Annotated in this window: 16 protein-coding genes and 1 tRNA gene; 7 read left to right on the top strand and 10 right to left on the bottom strand. The window is 60.0% G+C overall.

All coding sequences use genetic code 11. From position 1 onward, the window contains the following. From AC1965_RS08390 to AC1965_RS08370, 5 genes are all read left to right on the top strand, one after another. Window positions 1-588, top strand: coding sequence for a YIP1 family protein (locus tag AC1965_RS08390; protein ID WP_483886825.1), 588 nt, complete (start codon window positions 1-3; stop codon window positions 586-588). Continuing rightward, window positions 581-1,801, top strand: a complete 1,221-nt coding sequence (locus AC1965_RS08385) for a cysteine desulfurase (protein WP_483886824.1) — start codon at window positions 581-583, stop codon at window positions 1,799-1,801. Before AC1965_RS08390 ends, AC1965_RS08385 begins: the two co-directional genes overlap by 8 nt. Window positions 1,802-1,860: 59 nt before the next feature. Beyond that, window positions 1,861-1,937, top strand: a tRNA-Arg gene (locus AC1965_RS08380). 226 nt (window positions 1,938-2,163) lie between these two features. Further along, window positions 2,164-3,264 (top strand): chemotaxis-specific protein-glutamate methyltransferase CheB, encoded by a 1,101-nt coding sequence (cheB, locus tag AC1965_RS08375; RefSeq protein WP_483886823.1) that lies wholly within the window; start codon window positions 2,164-2,166, stop codon window positions 3,262-3,264. Next, window positions 3,261-3,779, top strand: a complete 519-nt coding sequence (locus AC1965_RS08370) for a chemotaxis protein CheD (protein ID WP_483886822.1) — start codon at window positions 3,261-3,263, stop codon at window positions 3,777-3,779. Before cheB ends, AC1965_RS08370 begins: the two co-directional genes overlap by 4 nt. Window positions 3,780-3,963: 184 nt before the next feature. Here the strand turns inward: AC1965_RS08370 and AC1965_RS08365 are convergent, their stop codons facing one another. From AC1965_RS08365 to AC1965_RS08320, 10 genes are all read right to left on the bottom strand, one after another. Next, window positions 3,964-4,353 (bottom strand): hypothetical protein, encoded by a 390-nt coding sequence (locus AC1965_RS08365; protein ID WP_483886821.1) that lies wholly within the window; start codon window positions 4,351-4,353, stop codon window positions 3,964-3,966. Further along, entirely contained in the window at window positions 4,353-4,739 is a 387-nt protein-coding gene (locus tag AC1965_RS08360) for a response regulator (protein ID WP_483886820.1), read from the bottom strand. The genes AC1965_RS08365 and AC1965_RS08360 overlap by 1 nt, the downstream gene beginning before the upstream one ends. Window positions 4,740-4,787: 48 nt before the next feature. After that, the gene (locus AC1965_RS08355) at window positions 4,788-5,636 is read right to left on the bottom strand and encodes a CheR family methyltransferase (RefSeq protein WP_483886819.1); all 849 of its coding nucleotides are present in this window, start codon (window positions 5,634-5,636) and stop codon (window positions 4,788-4,790) included. Then, window positions 5,633-6,091: a chemotaxis protein CheW gene (locus AC1965_RS08350; protein ID WP_483886818.1), complete on the bottom strand. Its 459-nt coding sequence runs from the start codon at window positions 6,089-6,091 to the stop codon at window positions 5,633-5,635. Before AC1965_RS08350 ends, AC1965_RS08355 begins: the two co-directional genes overlap by 4 nt. Continuing rightward, window positions 6,088-8,379 (bottom strand): chemotaxis protein CheA, encoded by a 2,292-nt coding sequence (locus AC1965_RS08345; protein WP_483887009.1) that lies wholly within the window; start codon window positions 8,377-8,379, stop codon window positions 6,088-6,090. The genes AC1965_RS08350 and AC1965_RS08345 overlap by 4 nt, the downstream gene beginning before the upstream one ends. A gap of 32 nt (window positions 8,380-8,411) precedes the next feature. Beyond that, window positions 8,412-8,777 carry a response regulator gene (locus AC1965_RS08340; RefSeq protein ID WP_483886817.1) on the bottom strand — a complete coding sequence of 122 codons (366 nt, stop codon included), beginning with the start codon at window positions 8,775-8,777 and terminating at the stop codon, window positions 8,412-8,414. Beyond that, complete coding sequence (locus tag AC1965_RS08335; protein WP_483886816.1) at window positions 8,777-9,049, bottom strand: STAS domain-containing protein; 273 nt, start codon at window positions 9,047-9,049, stop codon at window positions 8,777-8,779. Before AC1965_RS08335 ends, AC1965_RS08340 begins: the two co-directional genes overlap by 1 nt. Before the next feature lie 261 nt (window positions 9,050-9,310). Continuing rightward, complete coding sequence (locus AC1965_RS08330; protein ID WP_483886815.1) at window positions 9,311-10,390, bottom strand: methyltetrahydrofolate cobalamin methyltransferase; 1,080 nt, start codon at window positions 10,388-10,390, stop codon at window positions 9,311-9,313. Between the two features lie 13 nt (window positions 10,391-10,403). Next, window positions 10,404-11,333 (bottom strand): methylenetetrahydrofolate reductase, encoded by a 930-nt coding sequence (locus AC1965_RS08325; RefSeq protein ID WP_483886814.1) that lies wholly within the window; start codon window positions 11,331-11,333, stop codon window positions 10,404-10,406. 54 nt (window positions 11,334-11,387) lie between these two features. Next, a complete protein-coding gene (locus tag AC1965_RS08320; protein ID WP_483886813.1) occupies window positions 11,388-11,684 on the bottom strand; it encodes a virulence factor in 297 nt (98 codons plus the stop codon). 286 nt (window positions 11,685-11,970) lie between these two features. Here AC1965_RS08320 and AC1965_RS08315 point away from each other — a divergent pair, with 286 nt between their 5' ends. Further along, on the top strand, window positions 11,971-13,092 hold the full coding sequence (locus AC1965_RS08315; protein WP_483886812.1) for a Ppx/GppA phosphatase family protein: 1,122 nt from the start codon (window positions 11,971-11,973) through the stop codon (window positions 13,090-13,092). Further along, window positions 13,092-13,823, top strand: a complete 732-nt coding sequence (locus AC1965_RS08310; protein ID WP_483886811.1) for an RlmE family RNA methyltransferase — start codon at window positions 13,092-13,094, stop codon at window positions 13,821-13,823. The genes AC1965_RS08315 and AC1965_RS08310 overlap by 1 nt, the downstream gene beginning before the upstream one ends. The last annotated feature ends 49 nt before the right edge of the window (window positions 13,824-13,872 follow it).

The raw sequence follows: 13,872 nt of genomic DNA, 5'->3' as shown, positions 1-13,872 counted from the left end.
ATGGTTTCCGCACTCTTTCCACTGGCGCGCACCACGTTGATGCAGCCCCGCATCGCCGCAGATGCCGTGGTGCAATTCCCGCTAAGCCGTGACGCGCTCTGGACCGCGCTGATGCTGGTGGCGGCAGTCAATACTTTGGTCATTTATCTGCTGATTACCATCGCGCCCCCGAGCATCGCGTTGCCGCATTATTTTGGTGCACCGCTGGTGATGTTCGTGCTGCTTGCCGGGCTGATGGTGGTCTATGTTCATGCGATTTACTGGGCCGGGCTGGCGATCGGCGGGCAGGGCTCGCTTAACGCCATGCTCAGCGTGATCGTCTGGCTACAACTGCTGCGTACGCTGGCGCAGATCGGTGTGCTGGTACTGACCATTCTGGTGCCGCCGCTGGCCCTGTTGCTGTCCGTCGCCGCCTCAATCTGGGGCCTGTGGATATTGCTCAGCTTTATCGCGCAGGTGCTTGCCCTGCCCAGCCTGTTGCACGCAGGCGCCGTCCTCTTCCTGTCAGCCGTCGGGCTGGTGCTGGGACTGGGAATTCTGCTGACATTGATTGGGCTAGCCGCCCAAGGAGTAGTGAACAATGTATGATGTCGACGCAATCCGGGCGCAGTTCCCTATTCTGTCAAGACAGGTCAACGGCAAGCCGCTCACCTATCTCGACAACGGTGCCTCTGCGCAAAAGCCACAGGTGGTGATCGACGCGATCACCCAAGCCTACTCGATGGAATACTCCAACGTTCATAGGGGCTTGCACTACCTTTCTAATCTAGCAACGGACAAGTACGAAGGTGTCCGCGCCACGGTCGCGCGGTTCCTCAATGCCGCCTCGGAGGACGAGATTGTCCTGAACACAGGCACCACAATGGGGATCAATACCGTCGCCTATGGCTGGGCCATGCCGCGGATGCAGGCAGGCGACGAAATCGTGCTCAGCGTGATGGAGCACCACGCCAATATCGTGCCTTGGCACTTCCTGCGCGAACGCCAAGGTGTCGTGCTGAAATGGGTTGATGTCGACAGCACCGGCGCGCTTGATCCGCAGGCCGTGATCGACGCCATCGGGCCAAAGACCAAACTCGTTGCGATAACCCATCTTTCCAATGTCTTGGGCACCAAAGTTGATGTAAAAACCATCACCGCCGCCGCCCATGCCAAGGGCGTTCCCGTCCTTGTAGATGGCTCGCAGGCGTCGGTGCATATGCCGGTGGACGTTGCTGATCTGGGCTGCGATTTCTATGCCATCACCGGGCACAAGCTCTACGGGCCCTCCGGATCTGGCGCGATCTATATCAAGGCCGACCGCATGGCCGAGATGCGCCCGTTTTTCGGCGGCGGCGACATGATCCGCGAAGTCACCAAAGACAGCGTTACCTACAATGATCCGCCGATGAAGTTCGAGGCCGGGACCCCCGGCATCGTGCAGACCATCGGCATGGGCGTGGCGCTCGACTACATGATGGACCTCGGCATGCACAACATCGCCGCCCACGAAGACGCCCTGCGCGATTACGCCGTCACGCGTCTTGGCGGGCTGAACTGGTTGCAGATACAAGGCACCACAGCTGACAAGGCCGCGATCTTCAGCTTTACGCTGGACGGTGCGGCGCATGCCCATGATATTTCGACCATTCTGGACAAGAAAGGCGTCGCCGTGCGCGCGGGCCACCACTGTGCCGCGCCCCTGATGGCCCATTTTGGCGTCTCCGCCACCTGCCGCGCGTCCTTTGGCCTCTACAACACGCAGGCAGAGGTCGACGTGCTTGTTGATGCCCTTGAATTGGCCCATGATCTTTTTGCCTGACAGACCAACAAGATTTCCGATTGCAGCCGTGCTACAGGCTGTCTATACCCGCCCGCAGTGGACCCATAGCTCAGCTGGATAGAGCGCTGCCCTCCGAAGGCAGAGGTCGCTGGTTCGAATCCAGCTGGGTTCACCACTCTCCCCATATCATCCGCCCGATGCCGCCTTCGTTAGCGGCAGAACTTCTGGCATCCGGTCAAAAATTCTACATCCACCCGGCGCTCCTTAATCCCGCGTTTACGGCTCTGTCGCATAGAGGAGGCGACGGCCCGGAACCGGCAGCAAAGGAGACAGCGGCATATGCTGACCGCGCGACACGGCAGAGATGCTCTGGCAGAGCGTGACAGGCGCAATTGCGCCCGATGACGGACTATTCTTCGTCCTTCCAGGCCGCGCCCCCCGATGCCCCAGTTGTTAAACGCGTGGTCATTGTCGACGACTCCCGCAGCATCCGTCTGTGGTTGCGCAGCATCCTGAAACAGGATTCGCGGCTCTGCGTGGTGGGCGAAGCGTCAGACGCCGTACAGGCGCGTCAGGTGATCAAGGAAACCCAGCCGGACGTGCTGACGCTCGACATCGAAATGCCGGGGATGAGCGGGCTGGATTTTCTTGCCCGGTTGATGGCACTGCGGCCCATGCCGGTTGTAATGGTGTCGGGCACAACCCCACGCGGGTCAGCGGCAGCGATCCGGGCACTGTCGCTTGGTGCGGTCGATTGCATCGTGAAACCAATGTCTGCGTCCAATCCGGCCACATGTCACGATATCGCCCGCAGGGTGTTTTCGGCCGCCTGCAGCCGGACCCATAGCGCGCCACCCAGGCCATCCGTTGTCCGGGCCTCACCGCAATATGCAAACGGCATTGCCGAACCGATCGTGCTCATTGGCGCCTCCACGGGCGGCGTTACCGCGCTCGCAACCGTGCTGGCGGACATGGCCCCCGATGGCCCACCTGTGCTGGTGGTACAGCATATGCCAGCGAACTTCCTGATCAGTTTTTCCCAGATGCTGGACCGGACGTTACCGCAGGATGTGCGCTTGGCCGACAATCAGACGCCGCTTGGCCGTGGCCAGGTCCGCCTCGCGCCGGCGTTGGGGCAACAGACCGAACTGACACGGCGCAACAACATCTGGCAGGCGCAACTGCGCCCCAATACCGAACGTGCGCTGCATTGCCCTTCGGTCGATTCCCTGTTTTCGTCCGCAGCCCCCTTTGGCCATGACGTAATCGCGGTCATCCTCACGGGGCTGGGCCGCGACGGGTCCGAGGGCATGGAACTGCTGCACCGTTCGGGCGCGCTGACCATCGGTCAGGACGCCGCCAGCAGCGTCGTCTACGGCATGCCCAAAGCGGCGTGGGAGATCGGCGCAATCGACCACCAATTGCCTCTTACCGCCATCGGTCACGCGGTAAACACTGCGGTTCTAAATCATTCCGCCCGCGCAAGACGGAGCCTGTCATGACCGAAAATCGCGTCGTCATCACCCAAGGAGAACATTCGGTCTCTGCTGACCCGGATATAGCAATTTCGACTTTGCTGGGCTCCTGTGTGGCCTGCTGCCTGTGGGATCCTTTGGTCGGGGTTGGCGGGATGAACCACATGTTGCTCACCAACTCCACGCAGGCCAATGGGCATTGCGATATGGCAGGTGTCAACGCCATGGAATTGCTGATCAATGATCTGCTCAAACTTGGCGCGCGGCGGGACCGGCTTTTGGCCAAGGCCTTTGGCGGCGCACAGATGGTATCGGGCCTGTCAGTCATCGGGGCAACAAACTGCACCTTTACCATTGAATTTCTGGCACGCGAAGGCATCGAATGTGTGGCGCAATCGCTTGGCGGCACCTCCGCGCGGCAATTGTTGTTCTGGCCCAGTACCGGCGCGGCACGCCAGAAAATCACGCGCCATGAAACGGTCGCAGAACCGCGCGTCGCGCGCCCCGTCGTACCCGTCGGAAACGGGCTGGAGCTGTTCTAACGCAGGGATCAGGCGCCCTATGGCCCGCTGCGCACAGCCTTAACATCACCTTGAAAAATATGTATTTGCGGCGGCAAGAACGAACAAACCACAAGATGTGGCGCAGCCGACTGCACCGTCTGTCTATGGGTCAAAAGGGCGGAGCCTCTGTGGCAGAATCACGATCTGCGCTGGCGTTGTCCAATCAGAACAGATCGACCTCTCCCACGACACCAGTGGCTCGGGCACCACTGTCCTGACGTGCCGCGCCAAACAGGGCGCGCGTGCTGTGCAGACGTAGCTGTCCACTGACCCGCGACGGGTCTTGCCAGCCGGACCGACCATCACCCTCGACATCATTCTGCCCCAGAAAATGCGTCAGCAGCGCGAGATCTTCCAGCGATTGGCGCAGGTAATCAAGGCTTTGAAGTTGTGTAATAGCCGCCCCACCAATCACCTGTGACGGAAACATGTCTTCGCCGATCGCATGCTCGACGCGGTGCACCTCAGACGCCAGTCCATCCAGATGCCCTGACAGGCGCTTCATCAATTCCTCGAGCGTCAGCAGGCAGGGTAAGGGCGGTAGGGCAGACATCAAAGACGGCCAACGACCGCTTCGATACAATTGCGCAATTCCTCTGCCTGAAACGGCTTCTTCAGGTAGTTATTCATGCCCAGCTTCTTGCCATGATCAATTATCTGCTGCTCGGCCCGCCCGGTGACCAACACAAAACCCACGCCCTTGGTCTTGGGCGAGGCACGCAGGTAATGCAGCAATTGCAGCCCATCCATCTCTGGCATGTTGTAATCAGAAATCACCAGATGCACCGGCCGCGTCGCGAGGGCCTGAAGTGCCTGTTTGCCGTTCTCTGCCGTGGCCACACTGCGCACCCCGAAAGCATCGAGAGCCTGCGTGATAAGGCCCCGGCTGGTCGACATATCGTCCACCACCATGATCCGAATTTGATCGCGCAATGCCATTTTCTTTTTCCTTGCTGTTGGTCCGAACCCGGGCGGACGCGGGGGGGGTCAGTGGGCGGTATGCCGATAGGTCGTGGGGCCGGTACAGACAAAGCCGAAGGCCGCAGGGTCGGCAATCCGTTCAGAGTGGCCGAGAAACAAGACACCGTCCGGCGCCAATAGACTATGAAAGCGCGGCCAGAGGGCGTTCTGTGTGGCCAAATCAAAGTAGATGACAACGTTTCGACAGAATATCACGTCAAAGCGGCCCTTCATCGGCCAGTCGGCCAGCAGGTTCAGCTCGTTAAAGCTGATCATGTTGCGCACCAGCGATTTTGGGCTGAACACCGTGTCGGCTCCCTCGGTATCCGCGTCGAAATATTGGTTGATCAGGGCCTTGGGGATGCCATCGGTCAGCCGCGTATCATAGCGCCCCTGGCGGGCAAATTCGACCACCTTGGGGTCGATGTCCGTCGCAAGGATACGCAGGTTTAGCCTGCTCACCTCGGGGCAGTGATCCAGCAGCGCCACCGCAGCTGACAGTGCTTCCTGGCCGTTCGAACAGCCTGCGGACCAGATCCGCATCCGCCCGCCCGCCCGCAGATTGGGCAGGCGCGCATCCAGCATCTCTTTCAGACTGTCAAAATGATGGCTTTCGCGGAAAAAATGCGAAACATTCGTCGTCAGGGCAGAGATCAGTTGCTTGCGCTCGTCACGCCCGGCGTCCGAGCTGACATAAGCACTATATTGACCAAAATCCGTTAGCCCCAGGGCCCGCAACCTGTGGCGCAGCCGCGACTGGATCATCATCGCCTTTTCTTCGACCAGCGTCAGCCCACTTTCACGGTAGGCCAAATCGGCAATCTCGCGAAAGCTGACGGCATCAAGGGTCAATGGGGCGCGATCGCTCAGTGTCATGCGGCAATGCTTTCGGACAGGCTGATGGTGGCGGCGAGGTCAAGCACGCGGATCATGCGTTCGTCGATCAACGTCAGCGCGCTGACGACACCCGCCGCATTGCCGCCCGACATGTCCGGCGGCGGTTGCAGATCATCCGCGGTCAGCGCGATGATATCCGACACCGCGTCCACCAACAGCCCCGTCATAGCATCCTCGTGTTTGACCACGATAATGACATTTCGGTCGCTTTGTTCGCGCGGTGGCAGGCCCAGTCGTTCGCCCAGATCCATCACCGGCAATACGGTACCGCGCAGATTGATCACACCTTTCATATAGCGCGGAGCGTGGGGCAGGGGCGTCGCCCGTGTCCAGCCGCGGATCTCGCGCACAGACATGATATCCAGCGAATACTCCTGATCCGCGAGCCGGAAGGTCAAAAGTTCAATGGTGGTGGGACTGTCTTTATCGCTCATGCCGAAACTCCTGCTTCGATTGCAATTGGGGTCTGCGCCGGGTTCTGCATCGCATTGGTAATGATGTCAGAGGGATCAAGGATCAGCGCGATCTGGCCATCACCAAGGATCGTCGCTGCAGCAATGCCGGGTGCGCGGTAAAAACTATCGTCCAGCCCCTTGATTACGACCTGTCGCTGATCAAGGATATTGTCGATGACAAGCGCGGCGCGCGAGCCGTCCTCATGCGCGATCAGCAGCACAACCGACCCGGCAAAATCCCGCAGCGGCGCGCGATAGCCCAGTTCGACACCCAGATCAAAAAGCGGCACAAACCCGCCACGCACCCGCACCACATTGTGCCCGGGCCGTACCATCTCGACGTCACCGCGTTCCAGCGTCAGCGTTTCGATCACAAGGTTCAGCGGCAGAACCAGCGTTTCCTGCGCGACCTGCACCACCATGCCATCCAGCACCGCCAGGGTCAGCGGTAGCGAGATGGAAAATGTCGTACCCTGGCCTGGCACCGAAGTGGTGGTGATCCGCCCGCCAAGGGCCTGGATCGCGGTGCGCACCACGTCCATGCCGACCCCGCGACCGGACAGATCAGACACCACAGAGGCGGTAGAAAACCCCGGCAAGAACAACAGGTTGTCAATTTCACTGTCGCTCAGCTGTGCATCGGCGGCGATCAGACCCTTGTCGATGGCGATCTGCTGCACCCTGGGGCGGTTGATCCCGGCACCGTCATCGGAAATTTCGATCACCACCCGGCCCGAGCGGTGTGCCGCGCTCAGGTTCACGCGGCCTTGCGGCGGCTTCCCGGCTGCGACACGGTCTTGGGCGGTCTCCAAGCCATGATCGACGGCATTTCGAATCATATGAGTCAGCGGGTCGGCCAGCCGTTCGATCACGGTTTTGTCGACTTCTGTCGACTCACCCTCGGTATGCAGGCGCACGTCTTTTTCCACCGCAGCAGACGATTCCCGAACAATGCGCGACATCCGCTGAAACAGCGATTTAACCGGCTGCGCGCGGATCATCATCACCGAATCCTGGATATCCCGGGTGAGGCGCTGGAATTCTTCCAATCCGTTCATCGCGTCAGAATGGGGCGACAGGCCCGATTGTTCTAAGCTCTGGCTAAGCATCGCCTGATTGATCACCAATTCGCCGACCAAGTTCACCAGCCGTTCAATCCGGTCCAGATCAACCCGCACCACGCCTTTGGCAGCGGGCGCCGCGCTTGTGGATGGGCCGGGTTTCGCTGGTGGTTTTGCCGCGGTTTGGGGCGCGGGCTGCGGCACTTTGGCAGATGTGTTGTTGGCGGCCGTGGCTGGCTGCGACTGGGCCGGGGCCACGGGATCTGCGGCAGGTGCCAGCTCCGGCGTCAGGCCTTCGGCGGCCTCCTCACCGGCGGCGCTCTCTTCACTTGATTCTGCATCACTCAGGGGAGGAAGAGGCCGAAAGTCGGCACCGTCGTCCACGACGTCGCCCTCCTCTGTGCTGATGCGCAGGGTGCAAAGCCCTTCGACAAATTCAAAAACAGAAGTGATTTCGGCCGCTTGCGCCATTGTTTTAAGGTGAACTGTCCAACTCAGATGCGGCAGGTCCGGGGCGAGACTCTCAAAGGGCGGTATCTGCGACGTGTCACAGACAACCTTGGTTTCGCCCAGTTCCTGCAGGTTGCGCAGCAACATGAAAGGCTCATTGCCGGTCTCGAACATTTCGGCCAGCGGGGTAAAATGGATCACAAAGGTAGTAGCGGCATCCTGGTCTAGCGCAGAAAGATCGGGAAGCGGCGGCAGATCATCAAGGTCCGGCAGATCGGTCAGATCGCCCGGATCTGCGTCATCCAGTGGGGCCAAATCCAGCGCCAGCCCCATCGGCTGAAATTCGATGTCCGCTTCGGGTTCATCCTCCGCCGGGGCGTCATCGCCCAAAAGCGCATCAAGGCGGGTCAGCAGATCGGCAGTTTCTTCGGTCGGCAGGTCCCCCCCATCGCGGCTGATCCGCACAAGATCAGATAGGTGATCGGCGCATTGAAAAAAGATCTTCAGCGCGTCAGCGTCGGCGTGCATCCGACCTGCCCGGATTTCGTCCAGCACGGTTTCAAACCGATGCGCAAACCGGACAAGCCCCTCCAGACCAAACGCCCCGGCGCCGCCCTTGATCGAATGCACCGCGCGGAACACGACGTTGATGGTCTCAGAGTCGTCCTCCCCATCGTCCATCGTCTGTAGCCCGTCCTGCAACGCCTCCAGCAATTCCTCACATTCGATGAAAAAGGAGGCCCGGATTTCGGCCATTGGATCATTTTCGGTGCTCACGTCGGCGCTCCTTATCCGGTGACCATCTGCAGGGCCTTGACCAGCTTGTTGGGGTCAAAAGGTTTCACGATCCAACCGGTTGCCCCGGCTTCGCGGGCGCGGGCCTTGAGTTCGGGCGCGGCTTCGGTGGTCAGCACTAGGATGGGCGTAGCGCGGTGCTTGTCCTGGCCGCGCACCGCGTCGATAAATCCAAACCCATCCATGCGCGGCATGTTGATATCGGTGATGATCGCATCCGGTTCGATGCCATCAAGCACCTCAACCCCGTGGACCCCATCATCAGCGGTATGTACGGTAAAACCCGCAGGCAGCAGCGCCAGCCGGATCATATCACGCATCGTACGGCTGTCATCGACCGCCAGAATTTCCAAAGTCATCAACGCGTCTCCGCTATCATTTCGGGGGTCATGCCCATCGCCGCCATCTGGGCCAAAACCCGGTCTGACGTGTTTCTGAGGGTGAATGTTTTACCGCTGCCGCGTGTTGCCTGCGCCGCGGCGATCAGTACCTGCATTGCCAATGCACCCAGGTGGGTAACCTTGTGCATATCCACCATTGTCACCGCATCCGTGACCCCGGACAACTTTGCGTAAAGGTCTGACACCGCAGATAGATCCAGCTTGCCTTCGAGCATGATCACCTCCGTCATCGGAGGGGCCTGAGGCATGAAATAAAAATATACAACGCAGCGGCCCTCCGGGTTCAGACAGGTGTTGTTGCTGTTCTAAAGGGCGGAGCGTTAATTCTGCGTTACCTTGATCGGCCGTTGGCGTGGAATTTCACCCAATCCCCCCATAACGAAAAAGACCCCGCCCATTTCTGGGCGAGGTCGATGTCTGGGGTCACTGTCTTGGGTCACTGTCTGAAGACCGTTTTCCAGATCCCCGGTCTGGAAACATGTCAGCGGGTATCAGCCGCGGCGGCGGCCACCCACGCGGCCTGCGCGCCCGCGGCCCTCGTGGCCTGCCTTTGGCACCACCTTGTTGAACTTGATCCATTCGGTGCCATGGGGGTCGCGGTCAAACAGAAAGTTGGCGGCGCGGATGGCTTCCATTTCCTTGCCCGCGCGCGCCTGGGTCGATCCAAGGTTGAACAGCGTCAGGAAAGTTTCGTCGTCCATTTCCTCGGGCAGAATAATCCCTGCCGCCAGGATTTCAGCACGCTTTTCCGCAATCTTGACCGCGTTCAGCGGCACCGCCACCGGGTTCATGATCGCCGAGGTCATCCCGGCCCCCATCGCCATAGGCAAAAACGCATTGTTGATGCCGTGGCGGTTGGGCAGGCCAAAACTGATGTTTGACGCGCCGCAGGTCGTGTTCACGCCCAATTCCTCGCGCAGACGCCGCACCAGCGTAAACACCTGATGCCCGGCTGTCGCCATCGCGCCGATCGGCATCACCAGCGGATCAACCACGATGTCATGCGCTGGAATGCCGAAATCTGCCGCGCGCTCGACGATCTTTTTGGCCACGTTGAACCGCACATCGGGGTCTTCGGAAATCCCAGTGTCATCGTTGGAAATCGCCACCACCGGCACGTTGTATTTTTTGACCAGCGGTAGCACCAGTTCCAGCCGTTCTTCTTCGCCCGTGACCGAATTCAGCAGCGGTCGACCCTCGCAGGCCTCAAGACCCGCCTCCAGCGCGCCGGGCACAGAACTGTCGATGCAAATCGGCGCATCGACCACCGATTGCACCACTTTGATCAGCTCTGGCATCAGCATCGGCTCGACAAAGTTGTTGTCGGCATAGCGCGGGTCTTCGCCCATCTTGTTGGAAAACACCGCGCCCGAATTCACGTCCAGAATCGTGGCACCCGCAGCAACCTGTGCAATCGCATCCGCCTCGACACGGCTGAAATCACCGCGCTCCAACTCTTCGGACAGGATCTTGCGGCCGGTGGGGTTGATCCGCTCCCCAATCACGCAAAACGGCTGGTCAAAGCCGATGATCGCGGTTTTGGTTTTGGATTCGACGACGGTTCTGGTCATGTAACTTGGTCCTTCAGGCTGCGTTTGCGGGCACGGCAGAGGTGCCGCCGTTGTCTTGGGCCCATGTGGCATTGGTCTTGATCCCCCCCAGCGGGAAGAAATGCACATGGCTGATGTTAAAATCGGGGTTTAGCGCCTTATGCGCGGCAAGCGCAGTAATCACATCTGTCGGCTCATAGGGCAACAGCAGCTTGGTCACATCCATCGCGCGCTTTTGCAGCACCTTCAGCGACGGGCCGACACCGCAGGCGATGGCAAACTTGATTAGCGTCTGCAATTTGGCAGGCCCGGCAATGCCGATGTGGATCGGCAGGGTGATGCCTGCGTATTTCAGGCTGTCGGCCCATTCGATGATCGGCTGCGCCTCAAAGGCAAACTGTGTGGCAATTGCCATCTCGGCGTCTGTGCGGGTTTGAAACTCGTTTTTCCACTTCAGCGCCGCATCGACCTTCAGGCGCTGGCCGTCAGTGTCAATGTCGCGGTTCCCCTCGGGGTGGCCTGCGACGTGCAGCCGCTCAAATCCGGCCTCGTCAAACAACCCGGTTTCCATCAACTGCATGGAATCGCTGAAATCTCCATGCGGCGTGGCCACGCCACCGGCCAGCAGCAACGCCTGTTTCACATCCGCTTCGCCCTGATACATGGCGATCCAATTGGCCAGCGTGGCCCGATCCTTGATGATGCGCGCCGGGAAATGCGGCATCACCTTATAGCCGCCAGCGTTCAACCGCGCCGCAGTGGCAACCATATCTTCGATCGGCGTCCCTTCGATATGGGCAATATAAACGCGCGTACCTTCTGGCAGCAGATCACGAAAATCCTCAACTTTCTCGGCGGTGCGTGGCATCACCTCTATCGAAAAATCCTTGAGAAACGCCTCGACCTCGGCTGTGGGGGCCTGAGGGGCAGGGGTCTCTTTCTTGCGGAAATTCAGCAAAGCCATGAGCGTGTCCTTAATCATGTGAGGCAGGGCCAGATATAAAGGGAGTGGAGCGGATCACGCCCACCCGTCGTTGTTGATCAGTGTCTTGAGCCGGTCGCGGTCGTACTCTGCGTCAAGCCGCGCGGCCTCCGCATCCGCGATGGCGTCAGCGTCACCTTCCATCTCGACGGGTTCGGCTTTGCGCCACTCCGCCAGATACGCGTCGGTGTCGCCCGAGCCGGTTTTCATCGCAGCGCGGTCAATCGCCTGTTCAAAACGTTCTGCCAATTGCCGCTTGGACGCACGGCGCCCTTTGCCCACGATCACCTGTGCAGGAATATCGCGCCAGTAAACTATCGTAACATCGGGCATGGGCTGATTCCTCTGATCCGGTTTGAGCCTGTCTAACGGCAGCCGTGCAGGGATCGGTGACGTTTTTCGACGAAACACGTCCCATCCGCGACTTGGCGTCGGTCATAGCGCATCGCCCGGCCCGGAACGAGGGCAGCGCGGCTTCATAATTCTCAAGATGATAGTGAGGTGACCCGCAGTTACCCCCGCTGATTGCCGCCCAAATACCGCCAATCCAACGCGACCACTTGCGCCGGGAGGGCAGGGCGAATACCTTGGGGGCAACTCGATATGAAAGGCGCAACCCATGGCGCCACAGCGTCCCAAAGGTGCGGGTGCGCTCGATAAGGACAAGATACCGGCTCTGAGCCCCGCGCCAGTTCCGCCCAGATCAAACGAGCTTTATGCGGCCCTTGATCTGGGTACAAATAGCTGCCGCATGTTGATCGCCCAGCCTCGTGGCAGCGGTTTTCATGTGGTGGACAGTTTTTCGAAATCGGTCCAGCTTGGCGCCGGTTTAGAAAAAACCGGGCGTTTGTCGCGCGGATCAATGGCGCGCACCATTCAGGCGCTGCGCATCTGCCAGCAGAAACTCCGCCGCAACAAAGTCCGCAACATGCGGCTGGTCGCCACCGAGGCCTGCCGCCGCGCGCTCAACGGCGAAGAATTCATGAACCGCATTCACCGCGAAACCGGTCTGCGGCTCGACATCATCCGCCCCGAGGAAGAAGCCCAGCTTGCCGTGATTTCCTGCGCCCCGCTGGTCAGCCGCAAAACCGAAAACCTGCTGGTGGTCGACATCGGCGGCGGCTCGACCGAACTGGTCTGGATCGACATCGCCCATGTGCCGATGGCCGACCGCGCCCAATCCATCATGCGCCTGCACGGCGGCTTCAAACAGGCAATCACCGATATCCCCGCCGCCCGCGTGGTGGATTGGATTTCCGTACCGCTTGGCGTCGCCACCCTGCGCGATCAATTCTCCGACGTCGAAGACGACGCCGCCCGTTTTGCCCTGATGAGCTGGTTCTTTGAGGAAAACCTCACCGATTTCACGCCCTATCAGTCGATCCAGTCGAAAAAGCGGTTCCAGATCGTTGGCACCTCGGGCACGGTCACCACCGTGGCGGCCAGCCACCTCAACCTCAAACGCTATGACCGAACCAAAGTTGACGGGCTGCGCATGACCAGCCAGCAGATCGACAAGGTGATCCACTCCTATCTCGCGATGGGGCCGGGGGGGCGTCGCGCCGATCCGCGCATCGGGCAGGACCGCTCGGCGCTGATCATGTCGGGGGCCGCCATCCTGCAAGCACTCATGCGATGCTGGCCGACCGACAGACTGTCAGTTGCTGATCGCGGTCTGCGCGAAGGGCTGCTATACGCCCAAATGAGCGCCGATGGCGTATTGGAAGAAGGGACCTTTTGATGGCCAAGATACCGGACGGAAAAAACACATCCGGGCGCGGACAACGCGACCTCAAGGTCAAAGTGAAATCGGCCCGCGGCCGCAAACTCAGCTCGACCCGCTGGTTGCAGCGCCAGTTGAACGACCCTTACGTGAAACGCGCCAAGGCCGAAGGCTATCGTGGGCGCGCGGCCTATAAAATACTGGAATTGGACGATAAGTTCCGCTTTCTTGTCCCCGGTGCCCGCATCGTTGATCTGGGCTGCGCCCCCGGCGGCTGGTGTCAGGTCGCGGTCAAACGCTGCAACGTACTGGCGGAACGCGGCGGCAAGGCGGTCGGCACGATCCTTGGCGTTGACCTGCAAGAAATGGAGCCGATTGCCGGCTGCGAACTGCATCAGCTCGACTTTATGGAAGACGACGCCGATCTCAAGGTCAAGGAATGGCTGGGCGGCAAGGCCGATGTGGTCATGTCCGACATGGCCGCCTCTGCCTCGGGGCACAAACAAACCGACCACCTGCGCATCATCGCGCTGTGCGAGGCCGCTGCCTATTTCGCCTTTGACGTTTTGGAGGAAGGCGGCACCTTTGTCGCCAAGGTACTCGCCGGCGGCGCCGAGGGTGATCTGCAAAAACTACTCAAACAGCGCTTTACCAAAGTGGCCAACATCAAACCCCCGGCCAGCCGACAGGATTCATCAGAGAAATTCGTGGTGGCAACAGGGTTCAAAGGGTCTGACGACAGCATTTAGAGCCTGTTAAGAATGACATTCTAGGGTGCCGCTAGTTTTCACCGCCCAC

The sequence above is a fragment of the Sulfitobacter sp. KMM 9851 genome, assembly GCF_057178245.1.
The sequence above is the reverse complement of the archived record's forward strand: the minus strand, read 5'-3'. Positions and strand labels throughout refer to the sequence as shown.

Coding starts and splice junctions, on each gene's coding strand:
- AC1965_RS08390 (WP_483886825.1), top strand. CDS start 1: ATGGTTTCCGCACTCTTTCCACTGGCGCGCACCACGTTGATGCAGCCC.
- AC1965_RS08385 (WP_483886824.1), top strand. CDS start 581: ATGTATGATGTCGACGCAATCCGGGCGCAGTTCCCTATTCTGTCAAGA.
- cheB (WP_483886823.1), top strand. CDS start 2,164: ATGACGGACTATTCTTCGTCCTTCCAGGCCGCGCCCCCCGATGCCCCA.
- AC1965_RS08370 (WP_483886822.1), top strand. CDS start 3,261: ATGACCGAAAATCGCGTCGTCATCACCCAAGGAGAACATTCGGTCTCT.
- AC1965_RS08365 (WP_483886821.1), bottom strand. CDS start 4,353: ATGTCTGCCCTACCGCCCTTACCCTGCCTGCTGACGCTCGAGGAATTG.
- AC1965_RS08360 (WP_483886820.1), bottom strand. CDS start 4,739: ATGGCATTGCGCGATCAAATTCGGATCATGGTGGTGGACGATATGTCG.
- AC1965_RS08355 (WP_483886819.1), bottom strand. CDS start 5,636: ATGACACTGAGCGATCGCGCCCCATTGACCCTTGATGCCGTCAGCTTT.
- AC1965_RS08350 (WP_483886818.1), bottom strand. CDS start 6,091: ATGAGCGATAAAGACAGTCCCACCACCATTGAACTTTTGACCTTCCGG.
- AC1965_RS08345 (WP_483887009.1), bottom strand. CDS start 8,379: ATGGCCGAAATCCGGGCCTCCTTTTTCATCGAATGTGAGGAATTGCTG.
- AC1965_RS08340 (WP_483886817.1), bottom strand. CDS start 8,777: ATGACTTTGGAAATTCTGGCGGTCGATGACAGCCGTACGATGCGTGAT.
- AC1965_RS08335 (WP_483886816.1), bottom strand. CDS start 9,049: ATGACGGAGGTGATCATGCTCGAAGGCAAGCTGGATCTATCTGCGGTG.
- AC1965_RS08330 (WP_483886815.1), bottom strand. CDS start 10,390: ATGACCAGAACCGTCGTCGAATCCAAAACCAAAACCGCGATCATCGGC.
- AC1965_RS08325 (WP_483886814.1), bottom strand. CDS start 11,333: ATGGCTTTGCTGAATTTCCGCAAGAAAGAGACCCCTGCCCCTCAGGCC.
- AC1965_RS08320 (WP_483886813.1), bottom strand. CDS start 11,684: ATGCCCGATGTTACGATAGTTTACTGGCGCGATATTCCTGCACAGGTG.
- AC1965_RS08315 (WP_483886812.1), top strand. CDS start 11,971: ATGGCGCCACAGCGTCCCAAAGGTGCGGGTGCGCTCGATAAGGACAAG.
- AC1965_RS08310 (WP_483886811.1), top strand. CDS start 13,092: ATGGCCAAGATACCGGACGGAAAAAACACATCCGGGCGCGGACAACGC.